The sequence below is a fragment of the Streptomyces sp. NPDC048411 genome, assembly GCF_040704695.1.
Lineage (GTDB): Bacteria > Actinomycetota > Actinomycetes > Streptomycetales > Streptomycetaceae > Streptomyces.
This window is the reverse complement of sequence record NZ_JBEZKL010000092.1, coordinates 11,746-29,864: the sequence shown is the minus strand read 5'-3', so window position 1 is coordinate 29,864 and position 18,119 is coordinate 11,746. Positions and strand designations below refer to the sequence as shown.

General features: G+C 69.2%; 16 protein-coding genes and 2 pseudogenes. 11 read left to right on the top strand and 7 right to left on the bottom strand.

Features of this window, described 5'->3' with window-relative positions:
* The first annotated feature begins 126 nt into the window (after positions 1–126).
* The gene (locus tag AB0915_RS27040; RefSeq protein WP_366693540.1) at positions 127–810 is read left to right on the top strand and encodes an isochorismatase family cysteine hydrolase; all 684 of its coding nucleotides are present in this window, start codon (positions 127–129) and stop codon (positions 808–810) included.
* A gap of 301 nt (positions 811–1,111) precedes the next feature.
* Positions 1,112–1,261, top strand: a pseudogene (locus AB0915_RS27035) (IS110 family transposase); the annotation flags it as partial.
* A 262-nt stretch (positions 1,262–1,523) separates the two neighbouring features.
* On the opposite strand, the gene AB0915_RS27030 reads toward AB0915_RS27035, so the two are convergent.
* Positions 1,524–2,408, bottom strand: coding sequence for an alpha/beta hydrolase (locus AB0915_RS27030; RefSeq protein ID WP_366693539.1), 885 nt, complete (start codon positions 2,406–2,408; stop codon positions 1,524–1,526).
* Here AB0915_RS27030 and AB0915_RS27025 point away from each other — a divergent pair.
* Positions 2,407–2,949: a DUF3592 domain-containing protein gene (locus AB0915_RS27025; protein WP_366693538.1), complete on the top strand. Its 543-nt coding sequence runs from the start codon at positions 2,407–2,409 to the stop codon at positions 2,947–2,949. The two genes, AB0915_RS27030 and AB0915_RS27025, sit on opposite strands and share 2 nt — an antisense overlap.
* Before the next feature lie 126 nt (positions 2,950–3,075).
* Here the strand turns inward: AB0915_RS27025 and AB0915_RS27020 are convergent, their stop codons facing one another.
* The 3 genes and pseudogenes from AB0915_RS27020 to AB0915_RS27010 form a co-directional block, all read right to left on the bottom strand.
* Positions 3,076–4,506: an amino acid permease gene (locus AB0915_RS27020; RefSeq protein ID WP_366693537.1), complete on the bottom strand. Its 1,431-nt coding sequence runs from the start codon at positions 4,504–4,506 to the stop codon at positions 3,076–3,078.
* Positions 4,507–4,909: 403 nt separating this feature from the next.
* Positions 4,910–5,631: pseudogene (locus AB0915_RS27015) on the bottom strand (IS6 family transposase).
* Between the two features lie 602 nt (positions 5,632–6,233).
* Positions 6,234–6,959 carry a hypothetical protein gene (locus AB0915_RS27010; protein ID WP_366693536.1) on the bottom strand — a complete coding sequence of 242 codons (726 nt, stop codon included), beginning with the start codon at positions 6,957–6,959 and terminating at the stop codon, positions 6,234–6,236.
* A gap of 449 nt (positions 6,960–7,408) precedes the next feature.
* Here AB0915_RS27010 and AB0915_RS27005 point away from each other — a divergent pair, with 449 nt between their 5' ends.
* Both AB0915_RS27005 and AB0915_RS27000 read left to right on the top strand, forming a co-directional pair.
* Positions 7,409–8,287, top strand: coding sequence for a metallophosphoesterase (locus tag AB0915_RS27005; RefSeq protein ID WP_366693545.1), 879 nt, complete (start codon positions 7,409–7,411; stop codon positions 8,285–8,287).
* 185 nt (positions 8,288–8,472) lie between these two features.
* The gene (locus AB0915_RS27000; protein ID WP_366693535.1) at positions 8,473–9,834 is read left to right on the top strand and encodes a transposase; all 1,362 of its coding nucleotides are present in this window, start codon (positions 8,473–8,475) and stop codon (positions 9,832–9,834) included.
* A gap of 72 nt (positions 9,835–9,906) precedes the next feature.
* On the opposite strand, the gene AB0915_RS26995 is transcribed toward AB0915_RS27000, so the two are convergent.
* Together AB0915_RS26995 and AB0915_RS26990 are read right to left on the bottom strand one after the other, a co-directional pair.
* Positions 9,907–10,281 carry a toxin Doc gene (locus tag AB0915_RS26995; protein WP_366693534.1) on the bottom strand — a complete coding sequence of 125 codons (375 nt, stop codon included), beginning with the start codon at positions 10,279–10,281 and terminating at the stop codon, positions 9,907–9,909.
* Positions 10,281–10,520, bottom strand: a complete 240-nt coding sequence (locus tag AB0915_RS26990; protein ID WP_366693533.1) for a hypothetical protein — start codon at positions 10,518–10,520, stop codon at positions 10,281–10,283. Before AB0915_RS26990 ends, AB0915_RS26995 begins: the two co-directional genes overlap by 1 nt.
* Positions 10,521–10,898: 378 nt before the next feature.
* Between AB0915_RS26990 and AB0915_RS26985 the strand changes: the two genes are divergently transcribed.
* Both AB0915_RS26985 and AB0915_RS26980 read left to right on the top strand, forming a co-directional pair.
* On the top strand, positions 10,899–11,828 hold the full coding sequence (locus AB0915_RS26985; protein WP_366693532.1) for an alpha/beta hydrolase: 930 nt from the start codon (positions 10,899–10,901) through the stop codon (positions 11,826–11,828).
* Positions 11,747–12,367: a recombinase family protein gene (locus tag AB0915_RS26980; protein WP_366693544.1), complete on the top strand. Its 621-nt coding sequence runs from the start codon at positions 11,747–11,749 to the stop codon at positions 12,365–12,367. Before AB0915_RS26985 ends, AB0915_RS26980 begins: the two co-directional genes overlap by 82 nt.
* Positions 12,368–12,553: 186 nt before the next feature.
* Here the strand turns inward: AB0915_RS26980 and AB0915_RS26975 are convergent, their stop codons facing one another.
* The gene (locus tag AB0915_RS26975; RefSeq protein ID WP_366693531.1) at positions 12,554–13,567 is read right to left on the bottom strand and encodes a LacI family DNA-binding transcriptional regulator; all 1,014 of its coding nucleotides are present in this window, start codon (positions 13,565–13,567) and stop codon (positions 12,554–12,556) included.
* A 233-nt stretch (positions 13,568–13,800) separates the two neighbouring features.
* On the opposite strand from AB0915_RS26975, the gene AB0915_RS26970 reads away from it, so the two are divergent.
* From AB0915_RS26970 to AB0915_RS26955, 4 genes are all read left to right on the top strand, one after another.
* On the top strand, positions 13,801–14,052 hold the full coding sequence (locus tag AB0915_RS26970; RefSeq protein WP_366693530.1) for a hypothetical protein: 252 nt from the start codon (positions 13,801–13,803) through the stop codon (positions 14,050–14,052).
* Between the two features lie 2 nt (positions 14,053–14,054).
* Entirely contained in the window at positions 14,055–15,584 is a 1,530-nt protein-coding gene (locus AB0915_RS26965; protein ID WP_366693543.1) for a sodium:solute symporter family protein, read from the top strand.
* A gap of 99 nt (positions 15,585–15,683) precedes the next feature.
* Complete coding sequence (gene ureA / locus AB0915_RS26960; protein WP_366693529.1) at positions 15,684–16,412, top strand: urease subunit gamma; 729 nt, start codon at positions 15,684–15,686, stop codon at positions 16,410–16,412.
* A gap of 5 nt (positions 16,413–16,417) precedes the next feature.
* Positions 16,418–18,115, top strand: a complete 1,698-nt coding sequence (locus AB0915_RS26955) for an urease subunit alpha (protein WP_366693542.1) — start codon at positions 16,418–16,420, stop codon at positions 18,113–18,115.
* Positions 18,116–18,119 lie beyond the last annotated feature (4 nt).

Here is an 18,119-nt window from a genome sequence, read left to right as displayed (position 1 = left end):
TCGACGTCAACCTGCTCGGCTTCTGGAACAGCGGCACCACGTTGACGTCGTTCCTGGACCTGGACATCGGCCGGTCCGGCACCAACCGCAGGCTCCACCCGGACCACGACTGACAGGAGCACCACCGTGCCCGACAACGAACCGCTCCCGCACGCCTGGCACATCGACGACCGGGAGTACCGACGCCAAGAGAAACGCCGCGGCCGCCGGTTCGCGTACACCAGCCTCGCTCCCGCCCGCACCGCACTCGTGGTCATCGACATGGTGCCGTTCTTCGTCGATACCAACCCCTACGCCCGCGGCATCGTCCCGAACATCCGCAGCTTGGCCGACCGGCTGCGCGCCGCCCGCGGAACGGTCGCCTGGGTACTGCCGGCGCGGACCGAGCGAACCCCGGTCGGTGACGAGTTCCACGGCCCCGAAGCAGCCGAGATGTTCCGTAACTCGGGCGGAAGCGGACCGCTTCCGGACCGGCTATGGCACGGCTTCACGCTCGACACCGACGATTTCCTGGTGGAGAAGTCCGCACCCAGCGCCTTCTTCCCCGGCCGCTCCCCGCTTCCCGAGCGGCTGCAGGAGCGGGGCATCGACACAGTTCTGATCACCGGAACGGTCACCAACGTCTGCTGCGAGTCCTCCGCCCGCGACGCGTGGACGCTCGGCTACCGGGTCATCATGGTGGCCGATGCCAACGCCACCGGCCGCGATCAGGACCACAACGCGACCCTTCACACGGTCTACCGGTCCTTTGGCGACGTGCGGCCGACAGCGGACGTCCTTGCGCTGATTGAGGAGCGCGTGACGGTCTGAGTGGCCTTGCGGTGCAGTATTCGCACGGGGTCGTCAGCCGTCGCCGTAGCAGGTTCGCATCGCCTTGTTCCACTGCTCGGGCCGGGCTGCCTTGCAGCCGGGGCAGCGATGTTCGTTGATATGTTCCCGCTGGACGAAGGCGGACTGGCTGGAGCGGACTTGGTACACGTCCAGCAGGAGCGGCGTGTGGCAGAGGGCAGGGGTCTCTGTACCTGGTGATGTTCATGGGCGGGAGGGTGCACACGGCGTCGGCTTACCGTCCACGGCTGGCGGGACGGCCCGTCTGGCGGGCGCCTCGGTAAAGATCTACCTGCAGCGACGCCTTGCCGAGGGCAAGACGCGCCGAGAAGTCATCCGCTGCCTCAAGCGCTACATCGCACGGGAGGTCTACCGGCTCATCGCCACTCCGAGCCCCGCAGCCAGCCGCGCACGTGCCGCAACCGCTACTTGACATCCATAGGGGCATCAACGCCCTTCGCTGGCGCAGGCGATCACCGACGGAGTGGCTGCCGTCTTCCCGCCGACCTACGGCTCCTGGCTGAACTGGATCGAGGCCGAGTTCGCGGCCCTGCGCTACTTCGTACTCAACGGCACCGACCATCGCAGCCACGACGAGCAGAGCGCGGCCATCACCGCCTACGTCCGCTGGCGCAATGCCCGCACCGAACCGAAGACCAACTTCGCCCCGACTCACCCATCCGCACCTGGACGCATTACCCGGCCAAGGCTGCCTGACGAGCCACTAGAACGGAAGTCCCGATGGGGGCCTCATCGTTGTCCGTCCCGCTTTCTGTGTCACTCGCGCGGTGATGTGTGTGTGTCCCAGGACCGCGTCCCGGCCGCTGCCCGGACTCCCACCCACGTGATCGCGCGGTGAGCCACGCCGGGGTCAGGTCCGCGGCCGCCTTCTCCAGCGCCTCCTGGCGCCCCACCACCGGTGTGTCGGACCTGCCCCACGGATAGCGCCCGTCCAGGCACAGGGTCGAGGCGTGCAGCCTCTGGCTCAGCTCTTCCGCGGTCGCCATGCTTCCCTGCCGTACACCCGCGATCAGGCCCCGCAGCGCTGCGGGGTCGCCGTCGGCTGCCTGGTGCAGGGCGTCGATCATCGCCGCGTAGTCCGGGTCCACGAACTCCCAGGTGGTCAGCGCGTCCAAGACATCGACGCCGTTGTCGTACGTGTCCACCACCTTGGCCAGATCCGCCGCCGGGTCCGTACGGCAGCCGATCGCCTCGCATGCCGCCGTCAGCACGCGCGGCGCCGCTCGCATGGCGGCGCGGTCCATCGGGTCGTAGCCGGTCTGCGGCACCACCGAGTCCAGTACCAGCCGAGCCACGTGCTGCGGATACGCCAGGGCGTTCTGTTCGGCGGTGTACGTGCCGTACGAGACACCGTCGAGCGTCATCTTCCGCACGCCCAGCGCCTGGCGCAGCAGCTCCAGGTCAGCGACCGTGTCACTCGTGCTGTAGAAGCGGCGGTCGGGACCGATGGCCGCGGCACAGTCCGTCACCGCCCGCGCGGTGGGCGGCGTGAGATCGGACGACCCCATCTCCTTCTGCAGCTGCGGCGCAGCCTGCCCAGGCCCCGATCCCGTCCGCATGCTCGCCATCGAAAGCCGGGCCGCCCGAAGAAGGACACCCACCGAGGGCGTCTTGGGCATCATCGATAGTGTTGCGCTGGAGAAGACGAAGGGCGGCAGCGTGTCGACGATGGAGATTGGCGCCCTGGCCGCTGGTCTGGCCTGCGCGACGGGCGTCTCCCTGTTCTTGCACCGGACGGTCATCGTGATCTGGCTGGTGCTGCGCGGCGCGCGGACCCAAGGGTGGTGCGTGAAACGCGAGCTGATTCGGTCTGTGAGCGCCGGCAGCAGCTCTCGCACCGAGTTCACCTTCGCCTTCCGTACCCCGGAAGGCGAGACCGTCGAGTTCAAGGACCGGCCGGGCGCCTTCGGGTACGAGGAGGGCGCGCCGGTTCGCATCTGCTATGATCCGGCGCGCCCGCGCAAGCGAGCCACCATCGCGGGGCCGGGCATCTGGGGACCGGTGTATACGCGGCTTTTGTTCTGTTTTCCTCTGGGGCTCGTAGGGTTCGTGATGCTGTACAGCTTGGCCCTGAGCTGGGGTCTCGTCAGGTCGTATTGAGGGTGCGCAAGGCCGTTGTTGCACGGGCCCTCCCCACCAACCCATTGGAGGCTGGCAACCAGCCAGCACCTACCGACGCGCCCGTCCACACCTGGCCGGTCGGCTGACCGGTCCCCCGCCGAGGCGTCAGGCGCGCGTCCTGCGGGCCGACATCCATGCGTAGATCAGGACACCCCCGAAGAGGAACAGCACGCCCTGGTAGACGGCCGCGTAGCCGGAGCCCGCCAGAAGCCACATGGAGAAGCCGAAGGCGGCCAGCGCGAGCACGGCGTCGCGGGCGAGGCGAGCCGGGCGGACCCGGTCACGCTGCCCCGAGACGAGGAAGTACAGCTGGGCCGCCGTCGCCAGGAGGTACGGAACGGTCGCGGTGAAGGTCGTGACCAGCACCAGGATCTCGAACACCCGGGCCGTCCCGGCCATGTAGTTGTAGACGGTCAGCAGCGAGGCGAGGACGACCGTGACGATCACGCCGAAGGACGACACACCCCGCCGCTTCACCGCGAAGCGTGCCGGGAACAGCCCGTCGCGGGCGGCGGCGTACGCGGTCTGGGCGCTGAGCAGCGTCCAGCCGTTGAGCGCGCCCACGATCGACACCAGCGCCGCGCAGGCGACCGCCGCGCCGCCCCACGTACCGCCGAACATGGTGTTGACGGCGTCGGTGAAGGGGGCTCTGGAGGTGAGCAGCTTGTCGTGCGCGACGGTACCGAAGACGGCGAGGGTGCCCAGCAGGTACACCAGCGCCGCGCCGAGCGTTCCGAGGACGGTCGCCCGCCCGACGTTGCGCCGCGGGTTGCGCACCTCGCCCGCGCTGACCGCCGCCGACTCGACGCCGAGGTAGCTGAAGAGCAGGATCGCAGCGGACGCCGAGACCGCGCCGAGGGCGCCACCCCCGGTGGCCTGGAAGGGACCGAGGTTGTCCGGGTCGAAGAAGAACAGCCCGCCGATCGCGACCAGCAGCAAGGGCACGAACTTCAGCACGGTGGAGACGAGTTGCACCGCGCCGACGTAACGGGTCCCGGCGAGGTTGGCGAGAGCCGGCAGCCACTGCACGACGAGTGCGGCAGTCATCATCAGCCACGGCGAATCATGCAGGGGCAGCAGCACGTCCAGATAGCCCACGGCGGTGACGGCGAGCGCCGCGTTGCTCACCCAGGAGGTGATCCAATACGACCAGGCGGCCAGGAAGCCCGCGAAATCACCGAAGGCCTCGCGCACGTAGACGTAGGGCCCGCCGGTGCGCGGGTCGCGCTGCGCGAGCCGCCCGAAGACGAGCGCGAGCGCGATGGCACCGATGGTGAGCACACCGAAGGCGACGAGGCTGATGGTGCCGAACGGGGCGACGGACGCGGGGAGCAGGAAGATGCCGCCGCCGATGATGTTGCCCATGACCAGCGCGGTGGCAACCGGAAGCCCGAAGCGCCGCGCATGCCGGCTGCCCGCTTCCCGCTCCGGGGACGGGAGCTGCCCCTTCCGGGCGGAGGCGGGGCCTTGGGACGGGGCCGGAGCGGGGCTGCCCGGGGGCGGAGCCGACTGCGAGACCGTTTCGGTGTCGTGCATGGGGATGGTGCGCCTTTCATCGTGCCGGGTACCGTCGCCTGCCCTGCGGGGCCTCGCCACGGCCCCCAGCCCGCGTGCAGCGGCAGCGTGCCGACGCACGCCTGCTGCGGAAACCGCCGGGGGATCCATCCCATGGTCGGATATCGGAAACTGCACACCAAATCGCCGGTAAATGTTCACTTAGGCGCTGGCCGCGACCGAAAATCGGACGGAATGGGCCCGTGTGACCGCGCATCCTTCTCTGCAGCTTCGCAGGCTCCAGCGGCCGACGGTCACCCCGGGTGCCGGGGACGGGTCCCCGCCCTCGCCCGGCATCGGCAGTGAGCCTCATTCGGTGGCAGGAGGCGTGCAGGCAACCGGGGTGCAACAGCCAGGCGGAGGCGCTCGGGCGCCCACCTCTGGTTCAGGCCTCGGTGGGCATGGCTGTAGTGCCGGTGATCTCGTTCCAGGTTCCGAAGCGGTGGCGCATCTCGGTGCGGTAGCCGGTGGCGGTCATCCGGTGGCGGCGGGGCCGGAAGTGCGGTGAGATCTGGCTGAACGCGGACAGGAACCTCTGGGTTCTGCCGACTGTGCGGAAGCCCTTCATCGCGCGTTCGCGCTGCCTCGTCGGCTGATGGGAGCTCTCCGCATGGTTGTTCAGGCCCTTGTGGGAACGATGATCGACCGAGGACATCAACTCTCTGTGACACCGTAGGAGCGGAGCTTGTCGGTGACCAGCACCCTGGGTGTCCTCCGCTGCTTCTTCATCAGCTTGGCCATGAACCGCTTCGCGGCCTTCGCGTCCCGCTTGGACTGCAGCAGGATGTCGAGGACAGTGCCCTCCTGGTCCACGGCCCGCCACAGGTAGTGCCGCACCCCGTTGATCTTCAGGAACACCTCGTCCAGGTGCCACTTGTCGCCGGCCTGGGCCCGGCGGCGGCGCAGGGCGGCCGCGTACTGGGGGCCGGACCGGTCGCACCACCGGCGGATCGCCTCATGGGAGACGGTGATCCCGCGGGCCAGGAGCAGCTCCTTGACTTAGCGGAAGGAGAGCGGGAAGCGGTGGTACAGCCACACCGCGTGGGAGATGACCTCCGCCGGGAACCGGAACCCCTTGTGCGACGGCCCGTCCCCGGCGCCCTCCACCACCAGCTCCTCCCGAACGATCAACAAACCCGGCCACCACCCCAGCCCGGAGACCACTCACGACAGTGCCCCCGGCGCCTTCGACCGACTTGACCGCGCACCGACTCCTCCGCACCCGAGTGCTGGGCGGCGTCATCAACGAGTACAGATACGCGGCTTGACCAGCAGCGATGAGCTTCTGAACGGCACACGCACGCGACCGGGAGACCCAGCTCGCCCGCATGCTCCCTCTGCGCGCCCAGGGGCGCGAAAGGTAAGCCTGCACGGCCGGTTCCGCACTTGTGCAGAGCCACCCCGCATCTTCGGTGACGCCACGGCGACCGTTGTACCGATCACTGTTCCCGCTTGCGGAAGCCCAAGTGTTGCCCGGGTGTGTGGAGGGAGCTTCCGCATGGACCTGGCCCAGGCACTGTCCGGCGGAGCGCGGCCCTGGCCGCATGCCCTTCGGGCCCCTGGTCAGGGGTTCGGAGGGCATGCGTGTTCCGTGACACGGTGACCGTCGCGGCGCTTCGCCTCCGGCTTCGCGCGTGACCCGTCGGACGCGGCCTCGGCTTGTCGGGCTCAGCGTTCCGCGGCCCGCCGCGCGCCGTCTCCGGGGCGGCTCAGCAGGGGCGGGAGGAGGGACCGTTGCGCAGGGCCCAGATCGGCGTCCAGTCGCGGGTGTACAGGACGAGGTTGGTGTACTTCTCGATCCGCAGCCAGGCCCCCAGACCGCCGCACCCGTTCGTGCCCGTGGCCCACATCGGGTTGCCCACGCCGTCGTAGAGGACGACGTTGCCGTCCCGCTGCATCCACAGCGACGCGTTCCGGCCACGGGTTCCGGTCTGCCACTTGGCCTCGTAAAACGGGGCGCCGTGGAAATAGCGGACGACATTGCCGTCGCTCTGCATCCACAGCTCGTACCAGTCGGTCGCGCCGGTGTTGACGGCGATGTACGTATCCTGGGTGAGGCACTCGCCGGGGGCGAGGTAGTCGTGGTACCCCCAGCCCTGCGGGGGCGTGGTGCAGCCGTAATCGGGGAACGCCTGCGTTGTCACGCCGCCCGCGGCCGACATCGGCTGCGAGAGGAGACCCCTCTGCTGGGCTTCTCGCAAGGTCGGAAGGCCCTTGAGAGGCGCGGACGGCAGCGTGGGGACCTTGGTGTCCCCCTTCTTCGGCCAGTCGGACTTGTCGGGCCCCGGGTGAGGCGTGCCGGCGGTCGTGTGCGAGGCCAGGTGCGAGCGGCCGGGGTGCGGCGACGCCTCGGCTCCGGAAGCAGTCGATACACCGGTGGCGGTGAGCGCGATCGCGGCGAGCGCGACGCCCACCACAGCTCTTCTGAGGTTCATGCAGCCATGTCACCGCACGGTGTTCAACAGCCGGTCAACAGGTGATAAACAGGCTCCAGGCACGTCAAAGCGGCATGGGAAGAGCCGCGTCCGACTGATCCAGACGGCCGCAACTCGCCGATGCCATCCGCACCAGCACCGGAACCCGTCCCGCCGCCCACATCGCTTGCAGGACCGCAGTCGGCGGTCATTGGGCGCAGGTGTTCCCGGTGACTCAGGGCACCGTGCTGGCGTGGCATCGAAGGCTCGTGGCGCGCCGGTGGGACTACAGCAAGCGCCGGAGTAGGCCCTGCTCCCCGTAGAGGTGGGCCGACGTGGCTTCGGACGGCACCGATCCCTGGCCCCGTTCGATTTCGTGATCAGGCGCAGCCGGGAACGGCCAGTGGGTGCGGATCACATGACCAGAAAAGCCATGGCTCGGCGCGGGCGCCGAAAGCTAGTTTCAGATGATGCGGATCTTGCATCTCTCTGACACTCATCTCGACCGGTCTGGCGGTCCAGACGCCGACGGGGCCGACGGCACTGCCGCGCTCCGCTGCCTGCTTGCCGAACTGGGCCACCTGCACGACCTCGACGCAATAGTGGTGACGGGCGATGTCGCGGACGACGGTTCCCGCGAGGCATACGCGCGGGCGCACGGGCTCCTGTCCGGGTACGCCGGCCAACGAGGGGCAGACGTCTTCTACACGACCGGCAACCACGACGACCGCACCGCATTCGCCGACGTGCTCGGCAGCGGCCACGTCCAGCCCGAGGCGGTGTACGAGGGAGCGGCGGGTGAGCGAGCAGGGGCAAGCACCATCGACGGATGGCGGCTGATTACGCTGGACACGCTCGTTCCGGGCAAGGGTTACGGTCGACTGGACCGTGGTCAACTCAACTGGCTCCGCGAACTACTCCGCAGCCCGGCACCGTTGGGCACCGTCCTGGCCTTCCACCACCCGCCGGTCGCCCTGGACGTCGACGTCCAGCGGGCGCTGGGCTTGCAGAACGATGCAGAGCTGGCCGAGACCATCCGTGGAACCGACGTCCAACTCATCTTGAGCGGGCACTTCCACCTGCAGATTCTGGGGCACCTGGAACAGGCAACCGTCTGGGTGACGCCCGGCGTCGTCAGCCGCATCGATCTGACCGCTCGGCCCGGCAGCGTGCGCGCTGTCCACGGCCCGTCAGCCTCCCTCGTGCAGCTCGGAACACCCAGCGGGCCACTTATCCACACGCTGCATATCCGTGACCCGCGCATGGGTGAGACGGTCTACGAGGCCGACGAGGAGGAGGTGCGCGAGGTCATCGAGAGGCTCGGCCCCTCCGCGGTGAACCCGAACTGAGCCCAGGGCTCTGCTCCGCCGCTTCACTGGCTTGCTGCTCATGCCGAGCGGCACCTGCTGCGACTCCTGGCTGTTCGAATCGAGAGCCCACCAGGTGCTGTCCGAAGTGCTGAACAACTGCTGCTCAATCTCGGGTTCTGGCTCAACTTATGTTTGCGCCGTGAGGGGCGTTGATGCCCCTATGGATGTCAAGTAGCGGTTGCGGCACGTGCGCGGCTGGCTGCGGGGCTGACGGGTTCGGGCGAGCGGGCAAGCCGGGCTGGTCGCCGGGCCGGCTCGCGCTGGTCACGGTGCTGCAGAAGGCCGCGAACCTCACCGACCGGCAGGCCGCGGACGAGGTCCGGGAGAACCTGTCCTGGAAGTACGCGCTCGGTCTGGCTCTGGAGGATCCGGGCTTCGACCACAGCGTGCTGTCGGAGTTCCGCTCCCGTGCCGTCGCCCACGGGACGGAGGAGCGGGTGCTGGACCTGCTGCTGGAGCGGCTGCGCGAGCTGGGACTGGTGGAGGCAGGCGGCAACCAGCGCACCGACTCCACGCACATCGTGGCCGCGGTGCGGGATCTGAACCGGCTCGAGCTGGTCGGCGAGAGCGTGCGCGCGGCCCTGAACGCCCTGGCTGCGGCGTGCCCCGACTGGCTGGACCAGGCGCTGGTCGTGGAGGACTGGAGCCGCCGCTACGCGGACCGGATCGACACCTGGCGCCTGCCCTCCTCCAAGACCAAGCAGGATGAACTTGCCCTGCACTACGCCAAGGACGGCTACACCCTGCTGGAGGCCCTCTACGCCCCGGTTTCCCCGGCATGGCTGCGTGAACTGCCCGCGGTGAAGACCCTGCGGATCGTGCTGGTGCAGAACTGCACTCGCACCCCGGGTGGGGGCGGCAGGCTGCGGATCCGGCGCCGCGAGCACGCCGAGGACGGGGGTGACGGGCTGCCGCCCGGCCCGGTACGCCTGGCCTCCCCGTATGACACCGACGCCCGCTGGTCCGCCAAGCGCGACCTGTTCTGGAACGGGTTCAAGCTGCACGTGTCGCAGACCTGCCATCCACAGGCCGACGGCGGCCGTCCCGCCCGGCCGAACATCATCACGAACGGGGCCACCACCGCCTCCACCCTCCCGGACACCAAGGCCCTGCAGCCGATCCACCAGGCCCTCGACCGCCGTCGGCTGCTGCTCGCACGGCACTACCTCGACTCCGGCTACCCCAGTGCCGAACTGATCGTGAGTTCCGCCCAGGCCCACGGCGTCGCCTTGATCACCCTGGTCCTGCTCGACACCTCCCGCCAAGCCAAAGCCCAAGAAGGCTTCGCTGCACACGACTTCACCATCGACTGGGACAACCAGCAGGTTGTCTGCCCGGCCGGGAAGACCAGCACCACCGGCCTACGCCGTGCCCGCTACCGCGGCCTGGCCAAGATCCACCTCGATCACACCACCAGCGCCACCGCCCTCAACCTCATCCGCGTCGTCGCCTGGTGGAACGGCCACCCCCTCGACCGCGCCAACCACAGCCACCTCGCCAGACTCCAACTCCACCTCGCGGCATGACAGTTGGAATTAACCACCAAGATCGGGCACCGCTGCGCCTGCACGCCGCGACATTCGGACTCGCCTAGCGGGTCAGATGCGCCAGGAACGGATGTGGTCGCCTGCCTGGTAGACGTTTGCCTTGCCGGCCTGGATGTCGCGGACCAGTTCCACCAGCGCGCCGTATGGGGGGTCGATGCCCTCGCCCGAGGCGTGCATGTAGGCCGCAGCGATCTGGCAGGCATAGAGGGAGTTGCGGTACGGCAGTGGCTGGAGCCGGACCAGGGTGTGCAGGAGAGCGGCGGCGCGCCAGGCTGCGTCGGGTTCGGCGGTGGTGGGGCGGGGGATGCGGGTCTTGTGGCGGGCGACGGCCGCGACGAGAGCGGAGTAGTCGGCGACAGTGACGTCTTCGGGGACGGCCTGCTCCTGGACGTCCAGGAGCCAGGGGACGTCGATGTAGAGGACCATCAGGCGGCTTCGGCTCCCTGCTGGCGGTCGGCCGGCGGCATCTCGTCGGGGAAGGCGTCGTCGAACTCGTCCCGGTGCTGCTCGCCCCAGGAGATGGCGTAGCGGACGAACTGGAGGCGCTGCTGTTCGCGCAGCGGGAGGTCGTGGACGAACTGCTTGAGGGACTTGCCCTCGGCGGCCGCGGCTGCGCGGACCGCTTCGAGTTCGTCGTCGGTGAAAGTGATGTTCAAGGACGGCATACTCTGATGGTACCTAGTAGGTACCTGAAGGGCCAGGGGTGTGCCGTGTCCGTGTCGTGGCAGGGCAGAGTCCGGTGTGAAGTGGCTCGTGGTGGGTGCTGGCCACGGGGCTGTGTGCGGGCCGTTCTTCGGCCGCACGGGGGAGTTCCTCAGGTGACGGTCACCGCTGTTCGTACGGCTTCCCTGCGCCGATCGCGCACGCCCGTTCCAGCAGATCGACGTTGGTGAACTCAAACAGAGCGCGGTCAGCGGCCCGGCACAGTTCGGGGAGGAGATGCTCGCGGCGGGGCGGCCGCGAGCTCGTTGTACGCCTGCTCGCACGAGTGGCCGCAGCCGCTGGCTCCGCCTGGCAGGAGCCGTCCCAGACCGTCGCCGTCGATGCTGATGTGTCCCATGCCCGCTCCCTGCCCGCGTGGGCCCGGCCGCTCCGAACCCCTTCTCGTCGACGCTACGAGCCGGCACTGCAATCCGGGTCAATCTGAACCTCTACCTGAGGTTCATGGCGGGAGGACACGTACGCCCTCGGTTCGAAGAGGCCGGGCCGCGACGGACGCCTACCGGATGCTCGACCTGGTGGAGGACAACGTCGCCCTGGTGCGGGCCCTGGGTGAGGAGAGGGCGGTGGTCGTCGGGCACGACTGGGGCTCCAGCATCGCGGCGGCCTCCGCGCTGCTCCACCCCGAGGTCTTCCGTGCCGTCGGACTGCTGAGCGTCCCCTACGCGCCGCCCGGCGGCCCCCGCCCCACCGACGTCTTCGCGCAGATGGGCGGCGACCAGGAGTTCTACGTCTCGTACTTCCAGGAGCCCGGCCGGGCCGAAGCGGAGATGGAGCCCGACCTCCGGGGCTGGCTCGCGGGCTTCTACGCGGCCCTGTCCGGCGACACCATGCCCGCCCAGGGCGAGCCCGACCCGCACTTTGTGGCCCGCGCCGGCGGCCGGCTGCGCGACCGCTTCCCCGGCGGCAAGCTGCCCGCCTGGCTGACCGAGGACGACCTCGACGTGTACGCCGGGGAGTTCGAGCGAACCGGCATGACCGGGGCCCTCAACCGCTACCGCAACATGGACCGCGACTGGGAGGACCTCGCCCAGTACGGTGGCGCCCCGATCAAGCAGCCGTCCCTGTTCATCGGCGGCTCCCTGGACGCCTCCACGACTTGGATGGCCGACGCGATCGACGACTGCCCAGCCACCCTCCCCCGCCTGGCCTCCACCCATATCCTGGACGGCTGCGGGCACTGGATCCAGCAGGAGCGTCCCGAGGAGGTCAACCGTCTGCTGACCGCCTGGCTCGCCTCCCTCCAGGGCTGAATCGTCGGGCGTGCCGCGGCCGGGCTCCGTCGCAGGAGAACCCCGGCCGGCACACCCGAGGGCAGCGCCCGAAGTTCGACCTCGTCATGCGGCTGCTGCGCGAGGGCGACACCTTGAAGGTAACCCGGCTCGACCGGCTCTCCCGCTCTGTGCTGCACCTGGTGGCCCTCGGCGCCGACCTGCGCGAGCGCGGCATCGGGCTGCACGTCATCGAGCAGGGCATCGACACCGCCACCATGGAGGGCCGTGCGATGTTCGGGATGCTGTCAGTGCTCGCCGAGCTTCAGCGAGAACTGATCGTGGCGAATACGAACGACGGGCTCGCCTCCGCACGGACCCGTGGACGGGTCGGCGGGCGCCGGCCCGGGCTCACCGATGATCAGGCCGCGCTCGCCCAACGGCTCTACGACGAGCGGGAGAAGACCGTCCAGCAGATCGCCGACATGTTCGGTGTGCCCCGCTCCACGGTGTATGGGCACCTCGACAGGACCAAGACCGTCCCCCGCCAGCCGAAGAAGACCACGGTGGCGAAACCCTGACCGGTCGTTTGCGGCTGGTGACGCACGCCCGATCCAGCCGACCTGCCGCAACAGGCTGACCGCCGCAAGGAATGTGCACGTGGCGATGATCGGTTTGGTCGACTCCTGCGGCCGCAGCCCGCAGGGCCAGATAGTCCTTGCGTGTCCGACTGCGCTGGCGCGATCCCTCGCAAGCACTGCTCCGCTTCAGCGTGCCGCGGGCGGTGAGGTCGAGGCCCGTACCAGCAGGTCGGCGGTGTGAAGTCGTTCGGTGGGGGGTTCCGCGGTAGCGGCGAGGATCTCTATGAGCAGTTCGACGGCGGCGCTGCCGTATTGCCGTGGCCGCAAGTCGATGGCGGTGATCGGCGGATCGCACAGTTCCAGGCTCGGGCTGGCTACGCAGGATGCGAGGAGGATGTCGTCGCCCACGCGGCGCCCCAAGGAGCGCAGGGTCCCCAGGGCTCGGAGCGCGGTGCCGTCGGGTGCGCACACCACGGCGTCGATTGAGGGCTCCTGTTCCATGAGCTCGCGGACCGCACGGTCCACGTCCTGCGGTGTGGCATCGGTTGCGACCGTACGGACCTGGGGAGCGATCCCTCGGTGGCGGCACCACTGGTGATACGCATCGAGGACGAGCGCGGACCAGTCGGCTTGGAAGTCCTCATCCTGAGCGATGAGACCGGGAAATGAGGCCCCGGCCAAGGCCAGCTGATCCAGCAAGCGGTTCACCATCGCAGCGTGGTCCGCGTTGAGCACCCCCGCGGCGGCCGGGCCGACGCCTCGGTATCTGCCGACGGTGACCACGGGGAGATCTGCGGCGAGCAGTTTGGTGGTCACCGGGTCGTTGGACAGTGGATCGACGATGACGAGGCCGTCGACCCGCAGTTGGGGCAGCCGGTCGGAGAGGGGATCAGGGGCGAGCAGGGTGAGGTCGAGGTGGGAGTCGCGGGCTCGCTCGGCGGCGCCGAAGGCGAAGTCCATGTAGAAGGTCATGCCCAACACTCGGCGCGGCATGTACAGGCCGAAGGCCCCCGTCCTGCTTCGGCGTAGGTGGCGGGCAGCGGTGTTGGGTGTGTAGCCGATCTCTGCTGCGGCCGCCATGATGCGAGCTCTGGTGGCCTCCGACACCCGACCGGCGCCGGAGAGTGCGTCGGACGCGGTCGTCTTGGAAACGCCAGCGCGCCGGGCGACGTCGATGATGGTCGCTGATCGGCTCGGCACAGCCGAGAGTCTAAGCGTCGCAGGAGGCCCGACCGCGCGTGGGCCGTCCCCACCCGATACCGAGTCGAGCGATTTGCCTGTTTCATTCATGTTTATTCTGGCTTTCAATTCGAATGAACCTCTTGCCGGAACCTTCCGGCAGACCCTAGGTTAGCGATGCCGGAACGTTCCGGCGCAGTCTGTCCCCCATGCGCAGCGCCTAGCCAGCCCGCGTGACATGAAGGGCTCCCCCGATGAGTGAGAACCCCCAGCGCGGCAGTCACGGGCTGTCGCCTTCCCGAAGGCGGGCGTTGTTCGCCGGCCTGCTGGTCATCGATGCGGTGGTGACGCTGTTCCCGCCGCTGTACTGGAGTGCAGGAGCCGGCCGCAGTGCGGCCGCCACGCTGCTGTACTTCATCGGCGGCAGCGGCTTCGTCCTCGCCAGCATCCTGGTCATGTATGCCGCCGAAGGCCGTCAGGGCAGGCAGGGGGAGGTGCGGTCGTGAACATGCTCATCGGCTACGGCGCCATCGCCCTTTTCCTTCTGGTGGTCATCGCGGTGCTGGAGAAAACCCGGCGCGCCGATGTGGGCTTTACCGACTACGCGGTCGCGGGGCGCTCCTTCGGCTCGTGGTTCCAAACCATGTCCTTCCTGAACACCTGGTTGCCCGGCGCCGTGTTCATCTCTTTCGCGGGGCTGGCGGCCGAAGCAGGAGTCATCGGCTTCTACTGGCTGCCTTATGCCCTGCTCGTGGTCGTCTTGATGTTCTTCATGGCCCAGCGGGTGCACGACTGGGGACGGCAATGGGACCTGAGCACCCAGGCTGACCTGCTCGGCCTGCGCTACGGCTCCACCGCGGTCCGTGTCGTTGCCGCCGTGATCGGCGTCGTCTCGTCGTTCCCCTGGGTCGTGCTGGGCATGCAGTCCCTGGGGCTCGTTTTCTCCTACCTGTCCTTCGGCCGGGTTTCGCCCGACGTCGCCATCCTGATCAGCATCGGCGTGCTGGCGGTCCGCCAGCTCTGGACCGTGCGCATGGGCATGCGCGGGGTTGTGATCAGCGACATGGTGCAGAGCATCGTGGCCTACGTCCTCGGCCTGTGCATCATCGTCGGCCTGCTGGTCTGGCTGGTCACCAACGGCCATGGACTGAACCAGGTGCCCGACTCCCACTTCACCATTCCCGGTCCGGGCAGTGCGGTCGGCCCGCTGTATCTGATGTCGCTCGTGCTCACCGGCACGATGGGCGGCTGGTGCTGGCCCGATATCTTCGTCCGGCTGTTCACCGCCCGCAGCACCGCCGTCATCAAGAAATCCGCGGTCCAGGCAGCGCCGATCCTGTTCGTCTTCGCTACCGCGCTGACGCTGCTGGCGCTCTTCGCCGCCTCGCTCCCCTCGGTGGCGGCTGCGCCCGGCAGCGTCTGGTTCATCACCGCAGGCGTCGGCGGCACCGTGCTGGTCTCCTTGGCCGGCCTCGTCGTCCTCGCCGCGACCATGGGCAACGTCGACGCCAATCTCCAAGCCACCGGAATCCAGCTGACCCACGACGTGCTGCCCCGGCGCACACGCACTGCGGACGGCCGCGAGACCCACACCGCCAAGTTCGCCGTGCTCACCCTCACTATCCTGGCCGCGATCACAGCCACGGCCACGATCAAGAGCACGACCGGCCTGGCCAGCCTCGCGATCCTGTCCTACCAGGGCATCTGCCAGCTCGCCCCCACCCTACTGCTCGGCATCTTCTGGCGGCGTGGCAACGCGGTCGGCGCGGTGGGCGGCATGGTGAGCGGCATCGTGACCGCAGCCGTCCTCCAGCTGACGTACCCGACGTCCGTGCCCTGGCTGGGCGGGATGACCTCGGGCGTCGCCGGACTCATCGTCAACACCGCGGTCTACGTGGCCGCCGCAGTCTTCATCCGGCGTACCGCAGAAGAGGACACACGCGTTGCCTCACTCTTCACCGACCTGGGCGAGACGAACACCGAACCGCCCAGCACAACCTCACTCGCAGTCCGCCCGGTGGGCAGACTGCCCCACTAATCCTCCCCCAGCACGCCCCGCCCGTCGAAAGCTGATCAACACCATGAACCACCACGTTTCGAGCGAACCTCCTACCGCCCGCCCATCCCGGGAGGAGACGTGCGACTGACCCCGACAGAGCGCGATCGTCTCCTGCTGTTCGGCGCCGCAGAGCTGGCGCGGGCACGGCGGGCGCGTGGGCTGAAGTTGAACGTGCCCGAGGCGACCGCGCTGATCGCGGACACCGTCTGCGAGGCGGCTAGGGACGGCAAACGCCTCTCCGAGGCCATCACGGCCGCGCGCCATGTGCTGGGACCCGACGACGTACTGCCTGGTGTGGCGGATGTCATCGGCGACGTGATGGTGGAGGCCGTCTTCGACGACGGCTCGCGGCTCGCCGTCGTGCCGGACCCGATCCGCGGTCTGGGCCTCGGTGACGAGGCGCCCGGCGCGGTCCTCCCCGGGCCGGCGGACGAGGAGCCCGAGCCGGCAGTCCGGCTGATGGTGCACAACACCGCGGACGTGCCGGTCAGCGTCACCTCGCACTTCCACTTCTTCGAGTCGAACCCGCGGCTGGAGTTCGACCGCGCGGCGGCGTACGGCATGCGGCTGTGCGCCCCGGCCGGGTCCTCCACGCGCTTCGACCCGGGCGCCGAGGTCGAGATCGGCCTCGTACCGATCGGCGGCGAGCGGATCGCGATCGGCTTCGCCGGTCTCGTCGACGGCCCGCTCGACGCACCCGGCGCGCGTGAGGAAGCGCTGCGCCGCGCCGCTGTCTGCGGCTACCTCGGGGCCCGCCCCGAGGAGTCCCGTACCGAGGGGGCTCGCACCGAGGAGGAGAACCGGTGACCGGCATCGATCCGCACGAGTACGCCGCCGTACACGGCCCGCGCGCCGGGGACCGTGTGCGCCTGGGTGACTCTGGCCTGGTCATCCGTGTCGAGTCCGACGCGCAGAAGCCGGGCGACGAGTTCCTGGCGGGCTTCGGCAAGACCGCCCGCGACGGCCTGCACCTGAAGGCCGCGGCCGTCCGCGAGACCTGTGACGTCGTGATCAGCAACGTCGTGGTCATCGATGCGATCCAGGGCATCCGCAAGGTGTCTATCGGCATCCGCGAAGGCCGCATCGCCGGCATCGGGCGTGCCGGCAACCCGGACACCCTCGACGGCGTCGACGTCGTCGTCGGTACGGGCACGTCCATCGTCTCCGGCGAGGGCATGATCGCCACCGCGGGCGCCGTGGACACCCACGTGCATCTGCTCTCGCCGCGGATCATGGAGGCCTCCCTCGCGTCCGGCGTGACCACGATCGTCGGCCAGGAGTTCGGCCCGGTGTGGGGCGTCGGAGTGAACTCGCCGTGGGCGCTGCGCCATGCCTTCAACTCCTTCGACGCCTGGCCGGTCAACATCGCGTTCCTGGCCCGTGGCTCGTCCTCCGACACCGCGCCCCTGGTCGAGGCGCTGGCCGAGGGCGGCGCGTCCGGCTTCAAGGTGCACGAGGACATGGGCGCGCACACTCGGGCGCTGGACACCGCGCTGCGGGTCGCCGAGGAGCACGACGTCCAGGTGGCGCTGCACAGCGACGGCCTGAACGAGTGCCTGTCGGTCGAGGACACCCTCAAGGTCCTCGAAGGCCGTACGATCCACGCCTTCCACATCGAGGGCTGCGGTGGCGGACACGTCCCTAACGTGCTCAAGATGGCGGGCGTGCCGAACATCATCGGCTCCTCCACCAACCCCACCTTGCCCTTCGGCCGGGACGCGGTCGCTGAGCACTACGGCATGATCGTCTCCGTCCACGACCTCAAGCCGGAGCTGCCGGGCGACGCCGCCATGGCGCGTGACCGCATCCGTGCCGGAACGATGGGCGCCGAGGACGTGCTGCACGACCTGGGCGCGATCGGCATCACCTCCTCCGACGCCCAGGGCATGGGCCGCGCGGGCGAGACCGCTCGCCGCACCTTCGCGATGGCCGGCAAGATGAAGGCCGAGCTCGGCCCCATGGAGGGCGACGGGCCAGACGACGACAACGCGCGCGTGCTGCGCTACATGGCGAAGCTCACCATCAACCCGGCGATCGCCCACGGCCTCGCGCACGAGATCGGCTCCATTGAGGCCGGTAAGATGGCCGACATCGTCCTGTGGCGCCCGGCGTACTTCGGTGCCAAGCCGCAGATGGTGCTCAAGTCCGGCTTCCCGGCCTACGGCGTCACCGGCGACCCGAACGCCGCCACCGGCACCTGTGAACCGCTGGTGATGGGCCCACTGTTCGGCTCGCACGGCGCGACCGCCGCAGACCTGTCGGTCGCCTTCGTCAGCGGTGCCGCCGTCGAGGCGGGCTCGCCCGGCAAGGCGTTCGACTCCATGCCGACCCGGCGTCGCCGCGTCGCTGTGCGCGGCACCCGCGGCATTGGACCGGCCGACCTGGTCCTCAACTCCCGTACCGGCCAGGTGGACGTGGACAGGCGCAGCGGCCTGGTCACGCTCGACGGCGCCCCCATGCGCTCCGAGCCGGCCGACCAGGTCTCGCTCAGCCGCCTCTACTTCCTCTGAGCTT

Excerpts from the sequence above, each read along its gene's own strand:
- AB0915_RS27025 (WP_366693538.1), top strand. The coding sequence starts at position 2,407 with ATGCTCGCCATCGAAAGCCGGGCCGCCCGAAGAAGGACACCCACCGAG.
- AB0915_RS27030 (WP_366693539.1), bottom strand. The coding sequence starts at position 2,408 with ATGCGGACGGGATCGGGGCCTGGGCAGGCTGCGCCGCAGCTGCAGAAG.
- AB0915_RS27020 (WP_366693537.1), bottom strand. The coding sequence starts at position 4,506 with ATGCACGACACCGAAACGGTCTCGCAGTCGGCTCCGCCCCCGGGCAGC.
- AB0915_RS27010 (WP_366693536.1), bottom strand. The coding sequence starts at position 6,959 with ATGAACCTCAGAAGAGCTGTGGTGGGCGTCGCGCTCGCCGCGATCGCG.
- AB0915_RS27005 (WP_366693545.1), top strand. The coding sequence starts at position 7,409 with ATGCGGATCTTGCATCTCTCTGACACTCATCTCGACCGGTCTGGCGGT.
- AB0915_RS27000 (WP_366693535.1), top strand. The coding sequence starts at position 8,473 with ATGTCAAGTAGCGGTTGCGGCACGTGCGCGGCTGGCTGCGGGGCTGAC.
- AB0915_RS26995 (WP_366693534.1), bottom strand. The coding sequence starts at position 10,281 with ATGGTCCTCTACATCGACGTCCCCTGGCTCCTGGACGTCCAGGAGCAG.
- AB0915_RS26990 (WP_366693533.1), bottom strand. The coding sequence starts at position 10,520 with ATGCCGTCCTTGAACATCACTTTCACCGACGACGAACTCGAAGCGGTC.
- AB0915_RS26985 (WP_366693532.1), top strand. The coding sequence starts at position 10,899 with ATGCTGATGTGTCCCATGCCCGCTCCCTGCCCGCGTGGGCCCGGCCGC.
- AB0915_RS26970 (WP_366693530.1), top strand. The coding sequence starts at position 13,801 with ATGAGTGAGAACCCCCAGCGCGGCAGTCACGGGCTGTCGCCTTCCCGA.
- AB0915_RS26965 (WP_366693543.1), top strand. The coding sequence starts at position 14,055 with ATGCTCATCGGCTACGGCGCCATCGCCCTTTTCCTTCTGGTGGTCATC.